Origin of the sequence: Polaribacter sp. SA4-12, assembly GCF_002163675.1 — a bacterium.
Lineage (GTDB): Bacteria > Bacteroidota > Bacteroidia > Flavobacteriales > Flavobacteriaceae > Polaribacter.
The window spans coordinates 3,021,583-3,041,093 of sequence record NZ_CP019334.1; the positions used below are offsets into that span (position 1 = coordinate 3,021,583).

Annotated in this window: 11 protein-coding genes; all 11 read left to right on the forward strand. The window is 31.9% G+C overall.

The window, feature by feature from the left end; genetic code table 11:
* Window positions 1-32 precede the first annotated feature (32 nt).
* Window positions 33-3,086, forward strand: coding sequence for a TAT-variant-translocated molybdopterin oxidoreductase (locus BTO07_RS13155; RefSeq protein ID WP_087521669.1), 3,054 nt, complete (start codon window positions 33-35; stop codon window positions 3,084-3,086).
* A gap of 69 nt (window positions 3,087-3,155) precedes the next feature.
* Window positions 3,156-4,610, forward strand: coding sequence for an NrfD/PsrC family molybdoenzyme membrane anchor subunit (nrfD, locus tag BTO07_RS13160; protein ID WP_087521670.1), 1,455 nt, complete (start codon window positions 3,156-3,158; stop codon window positions 4,608-4,610).
* Window positions 4,611-4,612: 2 nt separating this feature from the next.
* Window positions 4,613-5,140, forward strand: a complete 528-nt coding sequence (locus tag BTO07_RS13165; protein WP_087521671.1) for a DUF3341 domain-containing protein — start codon at window positions 4,613-4,615, stop codon at window positions 5,138-5,140.
* Between the two features lie 10 nt (window positions 5,141-5,150).
* Window positions 5,151-5,699, forward strand: coding sequence for a c-type cytochrome (locus BTO07_RS13170; protein ID WP_198342470.1), 549 nt, complete (start codon window positions 5,151-5,153; stop codon window positions 5,697-5,699).
* Between the two features lie 27 nt (window positions 5,700-5,726).
* The gene (locus BTO07_RS13175; RefSeq protein ID WP_087521672.1) at window positions 5,727-7,148 is read left to right on the forward strand and encodes a quinol:cytochrome C oxidoreductase; all 1,422 of its coding nucleotides are present in this window, start codon (window positions 5,727-5,729) and stop codon (window positions 7,146-7,148) included.
* A gap of 38 nt (window positions 7,149-7,186) precedes the next feature.
* Entirely contained in the window at window positions 7,187-8,194 is a 1,008-nt protein-coding gene (locus tag BTO07_RS13180) for a cytochrome c oxidase subunit II (protein WP_087521673.1), read from the forward strand.
* 37 nt (window positions 8,195-8,231) lie between these two features.
* Complete coding sequence (locus tag BTO07_RS13185; protein ID WP_087521674.1) at window positions 8,232-10,013, forward strand: cytochrome c oxidase subunit I; 1,782 nt, start codon at window positions 8,232-8,234, stop codon at window positions 10,011-10,013.
* A gap of 235 nt (window positions 10,014-10,248) precedes the next feature.
* Window positions 10,249-14,589, forward strand: a complete 4,341-nt coding sequence (locus tag BTO07_RS13190) for a DUF11 domain-containing protein (RefSeq protein ID WP_087521675.1) — start codon at window positions 10,249-10,251, stop codon at window positions 14,587-14,589.
* A 599-nt stretch (window positions 14,590-15,188) separates the two neighbouring features.
* Entirely contained in the window at window positions 15,189-16,211 is a 1,023-nt protein-coding gene (gene ruvB / locus BTO07_RS13195) for a Holliday junction branch migration DNA helicase RuvB (RefSeq protein WP_087521676.1), read from the forward strand.
* An 85-nt stretch (window positions 16,212-16,296) separates the two neighbouring features.
* On the forward strand, window positions 16,297-18,024 hold the full coding sequence (locus tag BTO07_RS13200; RefSeq protein ID WP_087521677.1) for a SulP family inorganic anion transporter: 1,728 nt from the start codon (window positions 16,297-16,299) through the stop codon (window positions 18,022-18,024).
* Between the two features lie 80 nt (window positions 18,025-18,104).
* Window positions 18,105-19,511, forward strand: a complete 1,407-nt coding sequence (locus tag BTO07_RS13205) for an MBL fold metallo-hydrolase (RefSeq protein ID WP_087521678.1) — start codon at window positions 18,105-18,107, stop codon at window positions 19,509-19,511.

Below are 19,511 nucleotides of genomic sequence, written 5' to 3' on the forward strand. Positions count from 1 at the left end.
TAAATCTTTCAATCATTAAATAAAAAGTATAAATGGCTTCAGACAAAAAATACTGGCAAAGTGTTGAGGAACTTAAAGGTAGTTCTATTGTTGAAACGTTAAGTAAAAACGAATTTGTAGAAGAAATTCCTGCGGATGAGTTTTTAGGTGATAAAGAAACGTTAGAAAACTCTTCTACTTCTCGTAGGGACTTTTTAAAATATGTTGGTTTTACTACTGCAGCTGCTTCTTTAGCAGCTTGTGAGGGGCCAGTAAGAAAGTCTATTCCTTATGTTGTAAAACCAGATGATGTTACTCTTGGAGTTGCAGATTGGTACGCAACATCAATGGCAGATGGTTACGATTTTGCAAATGTGTTAGTTAAAACACGTGAAGGTCGTCCGATTCAAATAATGCCAAATAAAGAAGCAAACGGAACAACAAGCGCAAGAGTACAAGCTGCTGTTTTATCTTTATATGATGAAAAATTACGTTTAAAAGAACCTACTAAAAATGGAAAAACAATTTCTTGGGCAAATGCTGATAAAGAAATTGGAACTAAATTAAACGAACTAAAAGAAGCAAATAAATCGGTAGTTTTATTAACTGGTTCGATGGCAAGTCCATCTACAGATAAAATAATTGAAGGATTTATTGCTGCTAATCCAAATGCAAAACACGTTGTTTACGATGCCGTTTCAGAATCTGGAGCAGCAGATGCTTTTATGGCAATGTACGGTAAACGTGCATTACCAAATTATCATTTAGATAAAGCAAAAACAATTGTTTCTTTTGGTGCGGATTTCCTTGGAGATTTTCATGGTGGATTTGAAAAAAGTTATGTTGCTGGTAGAAAATCAGATACAGGACACATGTCTTATCATGTACAGATTGAAAGTAACATGTCTTTAACTGGTGCAAACTCTGATAAAAGAGTGGTTGTAAAACCATCTGATCAAGTATTTGCATTGTTAAACTTATATAACGCTATAACTGGTGCTAACGTTTCTTCTAAATCTACTCCTGTAGATGCAGTTATAGAAGATTTAGCTACTCAATTAAAGAAAGATGGTTCTAAGGGTGTTGTACTAACAGGGCTAAATGATAAAAATGCGCAACTAATTGCATTAGCAATTAACAAAGCATTAAATAGTGAAATTATAGATGTAAACAACACATTAAATATCCGTCAAGGAAATGATGCTGAAGTTGCTCAATTAGTTTCTGATATGAAAGCTGGTAAAGTTGCAGGATTAATTTCTTACAATGTAGATCCAATTTATTCATTATCAAATTCATCAGATTTTTCTGAAGGATTAAAAAAATTAGAATTATCGGTAGCATTATCAACAGAAAATAATGAGACAGTAAATGCTTCTAATTTTGTATTACCAACGCCACACTTTTTAGAATCTTGGGGAGATGCTCAGTTCGATTCTGTTACTTATGGTTTAATGCAACCAACAATTCAGCCATTATTTAATACGCGTCAAGTTCAAGATTCGTTATTAACTTGGTCTGGAGATACTACAAAATATTACGATTATTTAAAATCTTTTGCTACTGCAAATGTTTTAGGACTTAGTTCTTGGAACAAAGCTTTACATAATGGTTTCTTTACAAAAGAAGTTGTTCTTTCTGAAGCTACTTTAAGCGAATTTTCTGTATCAGATGCAGCTGCTAAACTTTCTAGTTCAGCTAAAAAAGCTTCAGGTTTTGAATTAAACTTATATACCAAAACTGGTTTAGGAGATGGTAAACAAGCAAACAATCCTTGGTTACAAGAATTTCCTGATCCAATTACAAGAGCTTCTTGGGATAATTACTTAATGATGTCTATGGCTGATGCCAGAGAATTAGGTTTTACAAATCCTATAAAAGATAACGGTGCTATTGATGGTGATTATGCCAAAGTATCTGTAAACGGAAAAGAAGTTGTTGTTCCAGTAATGATACAACCAGGTCAAGCAATTGGTTCTGTAGGTTTAGCATTAGGTTATGGAAAAACATTTGGTTTAAATAAAGAAATGCAAGTTGGTGTAAATGCGTATTCATTATACACTAACGGAAACAATATTCAGTACGGAGTTACAATAGAAAAAGTATCAGGAACGCATCAATTTGCTTGTACACAAGTGCAAAAAACAATTGCTGGTCGTCATGATATTTTAAAAGTTGCTTCTTTAAAAGATGTTACAAGTAGTGCCGATCCAAAACATTCTTGGAACAAGCCAGCATTTGTATCTTATGATCATAAAGAAGTTGAAGCAAAAACAATTGATTTATGGGATGAGCATAACAGAGAGATTGGTCATCACTTTAACTTATCAATAGATTTAACGTCTTGTACAGGTTGTGGTGCTTGTGTTGTTGCATGTCATGCAGAAAACAATGTACCTGTTGTAGGTAAAAAAGAAGTTAGAGTTGGTAGAGATATGCACTGGTTGCGTATTGATAGATATTACTCTTCTGAAATTGCAACTCGTGAAGAAGCGAAAGCACAAGGATTAAGTGGGGGAGATTTATACAAAGCGATAGAAACTGAAGCAGAAAATCCTGAGGTTACTTTTCAACCGATGATGTGTCAGCACTGTAACCATGCTCCTTGTGAGACTGTTTGTCCAGTTGCAGCAACATCTCATGGTCGTCAAGGTCAAAATCAAATGGCTTATAACAGATGTGTAGGTACAAGATATTGTGCAAACAACTGTCCTTATAGAGTTCGTCGTTTTAACTGGTTTAATTATTCAAATAATAACGAGTTTGACTTCAATATGAATAACGAATACGGTAAAATGGTGTTAAACCCAGATGTTGTAGTTCGTTCTAGAGGAGTTATGGAAAAATGTTCTATGTGTATTCAAATGACACAAGCAACAATTCTAAAAGCGAAAAAAGAAGGAAGAGCTGTTAATACAGATGAGTTTGAAACAGCTTGTTCATCTGCATGTACAACTGGAGCTATGGTTTTTGGAGATATTAATAACGAAGAAGATAAAGTAGCTGCATTAGTTGAAGATAAGAAAACTTTTGGCGTGTTAGATTATTTACAGACAAAACCGAATGTAATCTATCAAGTAAAAGTAAAAAATACAAACGAAGCGTAAACAAGTAGAAAGTTAGGGTTTTTTAAATTCAGCTTTAAACAAATAAAGTTAAAACTAAGTAATAAAAATATGTCTCATTACGAAGCACCCATAAGGGAACCTTTAGTATTAGGTGATAAAAGTTATCACGATATTACAGAAGACATTGCAAAACCGATTGAAGGTGCTGCAAATAAAAACTGGTACATAGCATTTTATATTTCTTTAGCAGCAATGCTTTGGGGATTTGGATGTATCTTCTACACAGTAGGAACTGGTATTGGAGTCTGGGGATTAAACAAGAACATTGGATGGGCTTGGGATATTACCAACTTTGTATGGTGGGTAGGTATTGGTCACGCAGGAACACTTATTTCTGCAGTACTATTATTATTCCGTCAAAAATGGAGAATGGCAATTAACCGTTCTGCAGAAGCAATGACAATTTTCGCTGTATTTCAAGCAGGATTGTTTCCTATTATTCACATGGGAAGACCATGGAATGGATATTGGGTATTGCCAATGCCGAATCAATTTGGTTCTTTGTGGGTAAACTTTAACTCGCCATTATTATGGGATGTGTTTGCAATATCAACATATTTATCTGTATCATTAGTTTTCTGGTGGACAGGTTTATTACCCGATTTTGCAATGATTAGAGATAGAGCTGTGAAGCCTTTCCAAAAGAAAATCTACGCATTATTATCATTTGGTTGGTCAGGTAGAGCTAAAGATTGGCAGCGTTTTGAAGAAGTTTCTTTGGTACTTGCAGGTTTAGCAACACCATTAGTACTTTCTGTACATACAATTGTATCTATGGATTTTGCTACATCAATTAACCCAGGTTGGCACTCAACAATTTTCCCTCCTTATTTCGTAGCAGGAGCAATATTTTCAGGATTTGCAATGGTACAGACGTTATTGGGTATAATGAGAAAGGTTACTAACCTAGAAGATTACATTACACGTATGCACATTGAGTATATGAACATTGTAATTATCTTAACTGGTGGTATTGTAGCTGTAGCTTATGCAACAGAGTTCTTTATTGCTTGGTATACAGGTTCTCCTTACGAAAACTATACATATTTATCTGTAGGTGCTGCAACGGGGCCTTATGCTTGGGCATTCTGGTCGCTAATAATATTTAATATTATTACTCCTCAATTATTATGGATTAAGAAATTTAGAAGAAGTTTTATAATTACTTTCATTATTTCTATCGCTATTAATATTGGTATGTGGTTTGAGCGTTTCGATATTATTGCAATTGTATTAAGTAAAGGTCATTTACCTTCTACTTGGTGGCGTTTTGAACCTACGTTTGTAGATGTTGGTATTTTTGTTGGAACAATAGGATTCTTCTTTGTATTATTCTTATTATATGCAAGAACATTCCCTGTTATCGCGCAAGCGGAAGTAAAAACTATTTTAAAATCTTCTGGTGAATTTTACAAGAAGAGAAGAGAACAAGGTATACCAACTAAACCAGCTATTAATTTAGCAAACGTAGCAGGTACATCTGATAAATCTAATAAAGAATAATTATGGAATCATCAAAAGTTATTCACGCATTTTATAATGATGACGAAGTTCTAATGGACGCAGTGAAAGCTGTAAAAGCAGAACATCTTCATATAGAAGAAGTATTTTGTCCTTTTCCTGTACATGGTTTAGACAAAGCAATGGGATTAGCTCCAACAAGATTAGCAATAACTGCATTTTTCTACGGAATTACAGGTTTATGCTTTGCTATTTGGATGACTAATTATATGATGATTCAAGATTGGCCACAAGATATTGGTGGTAAACCAAACTTTAGTTGGTTTGCTAATATGCCAGCATTTGTGCCAATTATGTTTGAATTAACAGTGTTTTTTGCTGCCCATTTAATGGTAATTACTTTTTATATGAGAAGTAGATTATGGCCATTTAAAGAAGCTGAAAACCCAGATCCAAGAACTACAGATGATCATTTTTTAATGGAAATCCCTGTAAACAATAATGAAGCTGAAATTACTGCTTTATTAGTTAAAACAGGAGCTGTAGAAATTAATGTAGTAGACAAGCACTAATATATAGATAATGAAGAATTTTAAATTAATTATCGCTTTAGTTACTCTTACAAGTATTATTTCTTGTAATGATAAACGTACGCCTCAGTTACAATACATGCCAGATATGTATGTTTCTATACCTTACAATCCTAATGGTGCAGAAGGTTTAAATGGAAATCCAGTAAATTCAGAACCTGTTGCAGGTACAATTGCAAGAGGAGGACATCCTGCTTATGATATTGCTGATACAAACGAAGGATATGAGTTGGCTAAAACTTCACTAACAAATCCGTTAGAAGCAACTGAAGAAAATTTAGCAAACGGAAAAGCAATGTATGAAATATACTGTGCTTCTTGTCATGGTAAAAAAGGTGATGGAAATGGAGTTTTATCTCAAAGAGAAAAATTTTCAGGTATTCCAAACTATAAGGATAGAGATATTAACGCAGGTAGTATTTATCATGTAATTATGCACGGTAAAAACTTAATGGGTTCTCATGCATCACAAATAACGTATGCAGAACGTTGGCAGATAGTACAGTACGTAGAAGTTTTACGTTTAGATTTAGCAAAATAATTACAAAAAGAAAGAATACGAAAAGATATGTATCAATTCTCAGGTAAATTAAAAACACTCTCAATAGCACTAATTATATTAGGAGCTTTGGGTATTGCATATGGCTTTTATTCAGCACCTAAAACGGTTGAAGAGGCTAAAGAAATTATAGCACATCAAACATCTCATGGAGATGAACATGCTACTTCTCACGATGAAGTAAAAGTTGATGCGCATAAACAAGATGCTCATGTAGCTGTTGAAGCACACGGTGCTGTTGAAGCACATGGAGAACATCATGACGCAGCTCATGATGAACATGTTTTTCATCAATTACAGAACAAACCTTGGTCTGCATTATATGTAGCATTATTCTTCTTTTTAGGAATATCGTTACTAGTATTGGCATTTTATGCTATTCAAAGAGTAGCACAAGCAGGTTGGTCTGTTGTTTTATTTAGAGTGATGGAAGCAATAACTGCGAATTTAGTACCAACATCTATCATTATGGTATTTGTTGTAATTGCTGCTGTTATGCATTGGAATCACATGTTTCCATGGATGGCAGAAGGAACAGTTACAGTAGGTCATGAAAATTACGATGCAATTGTAGATGGTAAATCTTGGTGGATGAATGTACCAGGTTGGGCTATTAGAAGTATTGTTTATTTAGCAATATGGAATGCTTACAGATGGTTTATCCGTAGAAACTCTATAAAAGAAGATACAGCAAATGATGGAGGTAAAATTTATAAGTTAAATTATAATGTTTCTGTTGGTTTTATTTTCTTATTTATGATTACAGAATCTATGATGTCTTGGGATTGGATTATGGGATTAGACCCACACTGGTTCTCTACATTATTTGGATGGTATGTTTTAGCAAGTCTTTTAGTAAGTGCAGTAACAGTAATCGCTTTTGTAACAATTTACTTACGTTCTAAAGGTGCTTTACCAGCTGTAAATGATAGTCATATTCATGATTTAGCGAAATTTATGTTTGGTTTCTCTGTATTCTGGACATACTTATGGTTCTCTCAATTTATGTTAATTTGGTATGCAGATATTCCTGAGGAAACTACATATTTCGTTGCAAGATTTAATGAATATAAGTTACCATTTTTAGCAATGGTAGGTATGAACTTTGTTTTTCCTATATTGTTACTTTTAAATAGTGACTTTAAGAGTATTCCTTGGTTTGTAGTTATTGGAGGTATTGTTATCCTTTTTGGACATTATGTTGACGTTTTTGTAATGATAATGCCAGCAACTGTAGGAGCACAATGGTCATTTGGTATTGCTGAATTAGGCTCATTGTTATTCTTCTTAGGAATCTTTATTTACGCTACATTTAGTGCATTTGCCAAAGCAAATCCTATACCAAAAGGAAATCCATTCTTAGAAGAGAGTGAACATTTCCACTACTATAACATTGAACACAGAGGAGAAGGTTCAGGAGATCATCATTAATAAATAATTTGAATTAAAATAATTAAGACGAGATAAATATGCTAGCTCTATTTTATATTTTTATAGCTGTTGCAATCGGTGTAAGTTTCTGGCAAATAACCAGAATAATGAACTTAAGAAGCGTAATAGCTACTGATAAAGACAACGCAACCCAAGGTAAAAATGCCATATATTTTATGGTTTTTTTATATGCAATAATGATTTATTGTTTAATTTTTATGAACGTAATTATGTTGCCAGAATCTGCTTCTTTTGAAGGAGAACATGATGATAACCTTTTTGATATTACTTTCTGGTTAATTGGTGTTGTACAATTTATTATGCAATTTTTAATTTTCTACTTTACTTTTAAATATAAAGGTGAAAAAGGAAAGAAAGCTAAGTTTTATGCAGATAGTCATAAGTTAGAAGCAATCTGGACAATTACACCAGCTGTAGTTTTAGTTGTTTTAATCGGATATGGATTATGGCAATGGAATAACATCATGGATTTATCCGATGAAAAAGATGCCGTAGTTATCGAAGTATATTCTCAACAATTTAGATGGGATGCACGTTATGCAGGAGAAGATAATACTTTAGGTTTAGGAAATGTAAACTATATAAAAGGAATTAACACTTTAGGTGTTGATATGACTGATAAAAACTCTCAAGACGATAAACAAGTTACTGAATTGTATTTACCTAAAGGTAGAAAAGTTCATTTCAAATTCCGTTCTCAAGATGTTTTACATTCAGCTTATATGCCTCACTTTAGAGCACAAATGAACTGTGTTCCTGGTATGGTTACTGAGTTTGGTTTTACACCCAAGTATACTACTGAAGAAATGAGAGGTCAATCTGAAGTTATAGAAAAAACGGCAGGAATCAATAAAATTAGAAAAGCGAAAGGAGAAGATCCTTATGTGTTTGACTATTTATTGTTATGTAATAAAATTTGTGGAGCTTCTCATTACAACATGCAAATGAAGATTACTGTTGTAGAGCAAGACGAATATGACGAATGGATTGCAGAGCAACCTACATTAGCATCAGTTATTAAATAATTATAATTAAAAGATACTACAAATCAATAATAAGATTATGTCAGAACATCATCATAAAGAAACATTTGTAACAAAATATATTTTTAGCCAAGATCATAAAATGATATCTAAGCAGTTCCTTGTAACGGGTATGTTTATGGGAATCATTGGTGTATTAATGTCTATGTTATTCCGTATGCAAATTGCATGGCCAGAAAAATCGTTTTCAATTGTTGAAGCGTTTTTAGGTTCACATCAAACAGATGGTATAATGGATCCAGATATTTATCTAGCATTGGTAACAATCCATGGTACAATAATGGTATTCTTTGTACTTACTGCAGGTTTAAGTGGTACATTTTCAAATTTATTAATTCCATTACAAATTGGAGCTAGAGATATGGCTTCTGGTTTCTTAAATATGGTATCATACTGGTTATTCTTTATTTCGAGTGTAATTATGGTGATTTCTTTATTTGTTGAAGCAGGACCAGCATCTGCAGGATGGACAATTTATCCTCCTTTAAGTGCATTACCACAAGCAATACCAGGTTCTGGTGCAGGTATGACTTTATGGCTAGTTTCTATGGCAATTTTTATTGCTTCTTCTCTAATTGGATCGTTAAACTATATTGTAACTATCTTCAATTTAAGAACGAAAGGAATGAAAATGACAAGATTGCCATTAACAATGTGGGCATTCTTTATTACAGCAATTATTGGTGTAGTTTCTTTTCCTGTATTATTATCAGCAGCTCTATTGTTGATTTTTGATAGAAGTTTTGGAACATCATTTTATTTATCAGATATATTTATTTCTGGAGAAGTTTTACATTATCAAGGTGGTTCACCAGTATTGTTTGAACACTTATTCTGGTTCTTAGGTCACCCTGAAGTATATATAGTATTATTACCAGCACTAGGTATAACATCAGAAATTATATCAACAAACTCTAGAAAACCAATTTTTGGTTATAGAGCAATGATTGGTTCTATTATGGCAATTGCATTTTTATCTACAATTGTTTGGGGTCACCATATGTTTATTTCTGGAATGAATCCTTTCTTAGGTTCTGTATTTACATTTACAACATTATTAATTGCAATACCTTCAGCAGTAAAAGCATTTAACTATATCACCACCTTGTGGAAAGGAAATCTACAATTAAATCCAGCAATGTTATTTTCTATCGGATTAGTTTCTACATTCGTTACAGGAGGTTTAACAGGTTTAGTTTTAGGAGATTCTGCTTTAGATATTAATATTCACGATACATATTTTGTAGTAGCGCATTTTCATTTAGTAATGGGAGTCTCTGCAATCTTTGGGATGTTTGCTGGTGTGTACCATTGGTTTCCTAAAATGTATGGAAGAATGATGAATAAAACATTAGGTTATTGGCACTTTTGGTTAAGCATAATTTGTGCTTATGGAGTTTTTTGGCCAATGCACTTTATTGGTTTAGCAGGTTTACCAAGAAGATACTATACAAATACTAACTTTCCAATGTTTGATGATTTATCTGACATTAATGTTGTTATTACATTGTTTGCATTAGTAGGTGGTTTCGCTCAAATATTTTTTATTGCTAACTTTTTTATCTCTATTTATAGAGGAGAAAAGGCAACACAAAATCCTTGGAAATCTAATACATTAGAATGGACAACTCCTGTAGAACATATTCATGGTAACTGGCCAGGAAAGATTCCTGAAGTTCATAGATGGGCATACGATTATAGTAAACGTGTAGATCCTAAAGATGATGATAGTGATTACTTACATGGTGAAGATTACGTTTTACAAACGACACCTCTATTAGATGGTGAAGATCCATCATAAATAGTAAAGAAAATATATATGCAAAAACCTTTCCAATTTTGGAAAGGTTTTTACTTTTAATACCTAAATGGAAATAACTTATTTATCAATAAAAATGTGTTTCCTATATTCAATATCTGTTTAACGATATAGTTATTTTATTAAACGATTATTTTTTTAAATTACGTATTTCACTTATATTTGTTTCATTAATAGCAATTATTCTCTTTACATAAATACCTTATTGTTTAAATATATGTTAGTTTCAAATAGATTTTTACGTAATGCATTTATATTTACTTTCTTTTCGTTAAGTTATTTAATTGAAGCACAACAAAGTGTAGTTTCTATTTATGGAGATTTGGGTGGCTTTTTTCAATCTTCCTCGTCATCAAAAAATACTTATGATGATTCTAATAATTTATTAGGTTTTACTGTTGATGGGATTACTTATTCAACAGGTGTTAACGATCCAATTTTAACATCAAATAGTGTTGCATTTACTATAGGAAATTATCTAGCTTTTCCTATGCCTGCCGATATCAATTATAATTCACAAGAACTTATAGGTATTGCTACCAATTGGGGAGGAGTTTCGCAAAATAACGGTACTGGAGATTATATCAAAACATTTAGCCCTATTGTTCCTTCTTTTTTTGTTAGAGATGGTAATAGAGGTTTAGAGTTATCAACAAATTTTTTTAATATTAAGAGTCAAGTAATTACTTATGAAGCTATTGTTATAAATCAAGCCGTAAGTATTAACGATGCAAAACCAGACATTATTGTTACTCAAACAGGAGCTCCAAGTTCTGCAACCGATAAATTTAAATTTATAGATGTTAATGGAGATACTGTTGGTAGTGAACTAAATGTAAGTTTTAATGGTGTTTCAATAGTCTCGGGAACAGATTGGTCTATATATAAAGTTAATCCTTCTTCAGGATTGGTAAACAGTGCTTTTGGTATAGATACCTACAGAGATTTAAGAGTTTTAAGTTTTAGATTAAGTGATTTTGGTATAACTACAACAAATTTTAGTCAAATAAGTAATTTTGTTCATACTATATCTGGTACTACAGACATTGCTTTTACTGCTTATAGTTCAGATAGTGTAGAAATTAGTTTTCCGCCAATAGAATTAGAAGTTGTCACTTCAACCATTATTGCAGATGATTTTTGCTTGCCAACTACAGCGACTTTCACAACAAAAATTAGAAATAATTCTACCGAAGTAGCTAAAGATTTTGAAGTCGATTTTCAAATACCTTCTACTGCAACAGCAACAAGTAGTAGTGCAAGTTTCACTCAAGCAGGTGTGCCATTATCTTACGCTTCTTATAGTGGTTTAGAAAGTAAATGGACAGTTATAGAATTATTGCCAGGAGAAAGTGTAACCTTAACGGCTAATACATCTGTATCTACTGCTCCTTTTCCTATAAGTTTTACTGCAGTTGCAGAACCTCTTTTTCAAGAAGACAGTAGTTTAAGTAATAACACATTAACAATATCTGAAACTGGTAATGATAGTGATTGTGATGGTGTAATAGACACTAGTGATGATGATGATGATAATGATGGTATTTTAGATGTAGATGAATTTGGTGGTTTTGATCCTTCTGCAGATCACGATACAGATTTAATACCCAATTACAAAGACCCAGATTTTGATACAGGAGTTGTTAGCGATACAATTAATAGTTTTGGTGTTTGGACGAGTTTAGATTCAGATAATGATGGTATTCCAAATCATTTCGATTTAGATAGTGATGGAGATCAATGTCCAGATGCACTAGAAGCTGCAGGAACTGTAGTCGAATCTCAACTAGACTCGGATTTTGTAATTACCGGTGCAGTAAATGCGAATGGAGTTCCAATTTTGGCAGAAGCTGGTTCTGGTAACGGACAAGCAATTGGTAATAGTCAAATTGCTGGAACTAAATCGTGTGATACCTCAGATACAGATTCAGATGGCTACATAGATCTTGTTGATTTAGACGATGATAATGATGGTATTTTAGATACAGACGAAGGTACAGCAAATCCAGATGGAGATCTGTTGACAAATAATCTTGATACAGATAGTGATGCAGATGGTTGCCCAGATGCATTTGAAGGAGGAGCTAATTTTACATTAGCAGATTTAGATAGTAATAATATGTTAAAGGGTGGAGTAGACAATAACGGTATTCCTTTAATCGCGACCGCAAGTGGCCAAGATATTGGTAGTAGTCAAAATGGCTCAGTAACACCATCAAACTGTAGTTTACCTCCAGTAATAATTAGTCAAGTTTATCAAACTGCTGCTGGTAATGTTATTGAATTAACTAATATTGGTGCTTCTATTACAACTAGTAGTATAATTCTAGCTTTTTTTAAAGATGTATCTCCGGGTAATACCATACCTACAGCAACTTTACAAATTCCTCCTTTAGCTGCTGGTAGTTCAGTTATTATAAAATCTTTTTCAGGTTCATTAACTGGTACAACCATTATAAATAGTCCATTAGAAATAGAAGATGTAAATATTACAGAGATAGCAGCAGGAAATGACACTTTGTTTCTTTCAACTACAACAGATAACACATCTTGGACAAATCGTTATGATGTAGTTAGTAATATAGAAGATGAATCTTCTTTTGTAAGAATAGATGAAGTAACCAAAGCAAATACTGAATTTACATCATCAGAATGGATTAATTTTATAGACGACAGTATTCCAGTTTTAGGTGATACAGATCCAATTCCTGCAACAACAAGGCACGCAAATGCGCCACTTTTATCAGAAGTAAAAAGCCCAAATGCTCAAGCTAACAATGGTTTAGGATTGCATAGAATAGATCCTACAATCAGAATTTCTAATGCTTGGAGTAATGGTTATCCCGATAAATCGAGAAGTGTAATTATTCAAGAGAATTATGAAAATTTCAGCAATAGTTTAAAAGCTAGAAAAATAGATGTTCAAGGAAGTAATACTTTAAGTGTAAGTAACAACCCATTAATAGTATTTAATAATACCAATATTAATACAGACGCAACAATAAGGATTTTAGGATCAGCACAATTTATTCAAATTCATGAAGGTGTTTCTGATGTTTCTGGTAGTGGAAAATTATTAATAAGCCAGAAAAGTGAATTACCAAATACCTATAGATATAATTATTGGTCTTCACCAGTAGTAGAATTTCCTAATGGAATTACATATAGAGTTTCGAACATATTAAAGGATGCTGGAGGAGATCTTACTGCTTTATCAATGATTAATGATATTGATTTTATATCTGGTTATGATGGAGCTACAGGTTCTCCTATTCAAATATCTAACTATTGGATATGGGCTTTCTTTGATAATAAAACAAGAGATGATTGGGTACAGTTAAAAGAAACTAGTTATTTAGATAGAGGTTTAGGATTTACAATGAAAAGTACGGGTGAAAATCCACAATATTTTACTTTTTCTGGAAGTCCAATAGATGGAGATATAACTTTTGGGATTACTGGCGAGACTACAAGTCTAGTAGGTAATCCATATGCAGGAACTTTAGATGGACACGCGTTCATACTAAATAATGAAGATTCAATAGACGGTTCACTTTATTTTTGGGAACATTCAGGTGAATCAGTAGACTTTGGGCACTCAAAATTTGGTTATGAAGGTGGTTATGCACAGTTAACTTTTTCTATGGGTACTGCAGCAAACAGTCTTGTTACTGGTATTGCTGGATTAACAAATGGCTATACATATAGTGTGCCATCAAGGTACATTGCAGCAGGTCAAGGGTTCTTTGTGACTTCAGATATTGATGGAGGAACAATTGCATTTAGTAATAAACAAAGAAGTTATCAAGCAACTGAACCGTACTTTTTTAAAGAATCTTCAAAAAATGTAGTTTCAGATAAACTCTCTATTTTAAAGTTAGGAATAGATTTTAGTAACAAAAATGGTTTAACTATTCACAGGCAATTAGGTATTTCTTTCAATAATAAACATTCTTTTGAGTTCGATTATGGTTATGAGAGCGAAATGATAGATATACAGCCAACAGATGCTTATTGGAGTTTTGATGAAATGGATAGTAAGAAGTTGGTTATAGCTGGTGTAGAAGATATCAAAGACAATTTAAAAGTTCCTCTTGCTTTTATAATAGATTCTAATAACCCTGTTTATTTAAGAGTTGATGAGATAGAAAATATAGAAAAAACTATATTTTTATATGATGCTGTCAAAAATACAACCAAAGAAATATTTATTGATAGTACAATAAAATTAGAACTGTCTAAGGGTGTTTATGAAGATAGATTTTTTCTTGTGTTTAATGAAAATACAGTTTTGAGTTCAAATAACGAACTATTAGAAAGAAACTTAGACATCTACATGAATCATGAAGCTAATAAAATCGTTATTTCTAATAAAGAAAATTTATATATAGAACAAGTTGAAGCATTTAATATTTTAGGAAAAAAAATTAAAACTTGGAATCTTAATAAACAATCTAAAAGCCTAGAATTAGAAGCAAGTAATTTAAAAACATCAATCTATATGGTTAAAGTAAAATCTAAAGAAATGATGTTTATGAAAAAAATACTAAGAGAATAATCGTTTAATAAATGATTTTAAACCTTTCTTTTTCAGAAAGGTTTTTTGCTTTAAAAGAGTCATTTTGATTTGTTATATTAGCTATTAATAGCAAAATTCAAAAATACCATCAGCTTTCTTTATAAATTTTTTGATATAGAAGAAAAAAGTAAGTTTCAATTATTGAAGAAGCTGAAGAAAAAATTCAACTTCCAGAAGAATATTTAGAACGTTTTACTTTGTATGCAATACAAAACAAAGATTTTTAAATAATAGAGAAGAAGAGTTAAAAAATTTAGAACTTGCTTTTGATAATTGTGAAACTTCCTCTTCTAGTAGTTAACAACCATGGAGACGAAAGAACTTCTTTGTGGCATGCAAATACTTATATTTATCCTTCGTCTAAAATCTTATAAACCAATCAAGCGATTGATTCTTATAAAAAGTGGTTGTAAAAGCTTATGTTTTAGATGCTCGTTATGAAAAACTGTTTGAAGGTGATGTGTTACAGAAGCTTCAAAAAAAGCATTTATAGAAGCAGCTATTTATAGTTAGTCTATAATATTTTTGTGTAACAAAACATACAAAACTGTAGTTGAAAATCATTTATCTTTGTAGTTATGAACGAAAACTTAAATCCTGAAAACGACAATCTTTCAAACGAAGATTTAGACGTAGAAAAAAAATTACGTCCGCTTTCTTTTGATGATTTTACAGGACAAGACCAAGCTATTGATAACTTAAAGATTTTTGTTGAAGCAGCAAATCAAAGAGAAGAAGCTTTAGATCATACACTTTTTCATGGACCTCCAGGTTTAGGAAAAACGACACTTGCACATATTTTAGCAAACGAATTGCAAGTTGGTATAAAAGTTACTTCTGGTCCTGTTTTAGACAAACCCGGAGATTTAGCAGGGTTATTAACAAATCTTGATGAGCGTGATGTTTTATTTATTGATGAAATACATAGATTAAGTCCCATTGTAGAAGAGTATTTATATTCTGCGATGGAAGATTATAAAATTGATATTATGATTGAATCTGGCCCAAATGCCAGAACAGTTCAAATCAATTTAGAACCTTTTACTTTAATTGGAGCAACAACTCGTTCAGGATTGTTAACAGCGCCAATGAGAGCTCGTTTTGGAATTAGTAGTAGATTACATTATTACAAAACGGAATTATTAACTACAATTATTCAAAGAAGTGCATATATTTTAGGAGTTCCTATTTCAATGGAATCTGCCATAGAAATTGCAGGTAGAAGTAGAGGAACACCAAGAATTGCAAATGCTTTATTAAGAAGAGTTCGAGATTTTGCACAAATTAAAGGAGATGGAACTATTTCTATAGAAATTGCAAAATATGCTTTAAAAGCGTTAAATGTTGATGCACATGGTTTAGATGAAATGGATAATAAAATTCTAAAAACCATTATTGATAAATTTAAAGGAGGACCAGTAGGTTTAAGTACTATTGCAACTGCAGTTTCTGAAAATACAGAAACTATTGAAGAAGTCTACGAGCCTTTTTTAATTCAACAAGGTTTTATAATGAGAACTCCAAGAGGAAGAGAAGTTACTGATTTAGCGTACAAACATTTAGGGAGAGTAAAAGGAAAAAATCAAGGAGAATTATTTTAGATTAAGAAAATAGAGAAAAGAAAGAAGAGTTTAAAAAAAGATAAGAGTAAGAATCCCTTCCCTTTTGGAAGGTTAAGATGGGCTAATGAATATTAAAAAAATCATACCAATTTTAGAATGGTTACCAAACTACAATACGTCTCTATTTAAAGGAGATTTAGTAGCAGGTATTACTGTTGGTATTATTTTAATTCCACAAGGTATTGCTTATGCTCTAATTGCAGGTTTACCACCAATTTATGGTTTGTATTGTGCATTAGTTCCACAAGTAATGTATGCAATCTTTGGTTCTTCTAGACAAGTAGCAGTTGGTCCTGTTGCAATGGATTCACTTATTGTAGCAACGGGTGTTTCAACCTTAGCTTTGGCGGGTTCTGATAGTTATATTTCTATTGCCATTTTGTTGGCTTTAATGGTTGGAGCAATTCAATTTATAATGGGCGTTTTTAGTTTAGGTTTCATTGTAAATTTCCTTTCTAAACCTGTAATAACGGGCTTTACATCTGCAGTAGCACTAATTATTGGTTTTAATCAATTTCGAAATTTATTTGGAGTAGATTTTGTTCAGAGCGATCAATTACAATATGTTATAGGAGATATTTGGCTTCAAATTTCCAGTTTAAATTATCACACAACTATTATTGGACTTATTTCTGTTGTTGTGATTTTTATCTTCAGAAAAATTAATAAAAAAATACCAAACGCATTAATTGTTGTGATTTTTGGTATTTTAATAATGAAATATTTTGGCAAGTCTTTTGGTGATGTTTCTATTGTAAAAGATATTCCATCAGGATTACCTGGTTTTGGAATCCCAGAATTTGATATCGATTTAATTAGAGAATTGTTCCCAATAGCTCTTACCTTGGTAATGGTTGGTTATCTAGAAATCATTTCTATAGGAAAATCATTAGAAGCAAAACAAGATGAATATAGAATAAGACCAAATCAAGAATTAATAGCATTAGGTTTAAGTAATATGGTTGGCTCATTATTTAAAGCTTTTCCTACTACTTCAAGTTTTTCGCGTTCTGCAATTAATCAAGAAAGTGGCGCAAAAACAGGAATGGCTGCTTTAATTTCAGTTGTAATGGTGGTTATAACATTATTGTTTTTAACACCATTATTTTATCATTTACCAAAAACTGTTTTAGCAGCAATAATTATTGTTGCGGTTTTTGGATTGGTAAATATTAAGGAAGCTGCCTTTCTTTGGAAAGCAAATCATTTAGATTTTTGGTTGATGCTAGCCACATTTATAGGAACCTTATTATTAGGAATTGAGTTTGGTATTATAGTTGGAGTAGGGCTGTCATTAATTGTATTAATCTTTAGAACATCTAGACCTTATGTTGCTGAATTAGGAAAAGTTCCGAACTCAGATTTTTATAGAAATAGAAGTCGTTTTGAAGAAGTTATTATTGAAGAAGATATTTTAATCTTTAGGTTTGATGCACAAATTTTTTATGCAAATTCAAGTTACTTTAGAGATAAATTAGATGATATGGCTCTTAAAAAAGGAGCTGCTTTAAAATTGATAGTTTTAGATGCAGAAAGTATAAATAGAGTTGATAGTACAGGAGTAGAAATGCTGAAAGAGCGAATTAAGTTCTATAAAAAGAAAGGTATTATTATCTTTTTAGCAGGTGTTAAAGGCCCTGTAAGAGACGATTTGTTTAGAAGTGGAATTCTATCAATTATAGATGTTAATCACTTTTTTATGCGTGCAAATGATGCTGTAAAATTTTATAAAACAGGAGATAGAGCACAACAAGAAAAATATGCAAAATACATTCATCAAGCATACCATTAATTAAAAAACAAAAACTGATAAGGATCATTTGAAAACGTTGTTTTCTGAAGTTACTTTAAGGTGTTAAAAAGAGAAAAGAAATGATAATAGAACAAATTTATACAGGTTGTTTAGCTCAAGGAGCTTATTATATAGAAAGTAATGGTGAAGTTGCCATTATAGATCCGTTAAGAGAAGTACAAGATTATATTGATAGTGCAGATAAAAATAATGCGAAAATTAAATATATTTTTGAAACACATTTTCATGCAGATTTTGTGAGTGGACATGTTACTTTGGCTGAAAAAACAGGCGCAAAAATTGTGTATGGTCCAACAGCTAAAACCAATTTCGATTCAATTATTGCAGAAGATAATCAAGTTTTTAAAGTAGGTGATATTACAATTACTGTATTACATACTCCAGGTCATACTATGGAAAGCTCTTGCTATTTATTAAAAGACGAAAACGGAAAAGATCATGCTCTTTTTAGTGGTGATACACTTTTTTTAGGTGATGTTGGTCGTCCAGATTTAGCGCAAAAAGGAGATATTACAGAAGAAGATTTAGCAGGTTATTTATTTGATAGTTTACGAAATAAAGTAATGACTTTAGCAGATGATGTTATAGTATATCCTGCACATGGAGCAGGTTCTGCTTGTGGTAAAAATTTAAGTTCAGAAACTGTGGGTACAATTGGTAATCAAAAAGAAACCAATTATGCTTTGAGAGCAGATATGACAAAAGAGGAATTTGTAAAAGAAGTTACAGATGGTTTATTGCCTCCTCCTGCATATTTTCCTTTAAATGTAAAACTGAATAAAGAAGGATATCAAAATATAGATGATGTTATAGAAAACAGTGCAAAACCATTGTCTGTAGAAGCATTTGTGATTCATGCAAATGAAACAGATGCATTAATTTTAGATGTTCGTCACCAATCAGAATTTATAAAAGGTTTTATACCACAATCTATTTTTATTGGTTTAGGTGGTACTTTTGCACCTTGGGTTGGTGCATTAATAAAAGATATTAAACAACCAATTTTGTTAGTAACTCCAGAAGGAGAAGAAAAAGCTACAATTATACGTTTGTCAAGAGTTGGTTTCGATAATGTTTTAGGATATTTAGAAGGAAGTTTTGACTCTTGGAAAAAAGCAGGTAAAGAAATAGACACATTAACTTCTGTTTCTGCGGATTTCTTAGAAGAAAAAATTAAAGAAAATGCGTTGGTTTTTGATGCAAGAAAACCTGGTGAATTTGCAAGTGAGCATATTAAAATTGCAAAAAGCACACCTTTAGATTTCTTAAATGATCACATTGCTGAATTTCCTAAAAAAGAAGATTTTTATGTATATTGTGGGGGAGGATATCGTTCTGTAATTGCTTCTTCTATTTTAAAAGCAAGAGGTTATCATAACGTAATTGATGTTGCTGGAGGATATGCAGCAATAAGAAACACAAATATTGATAGAACATACGCAGTTTGTCCATCAACTTTAAAATAG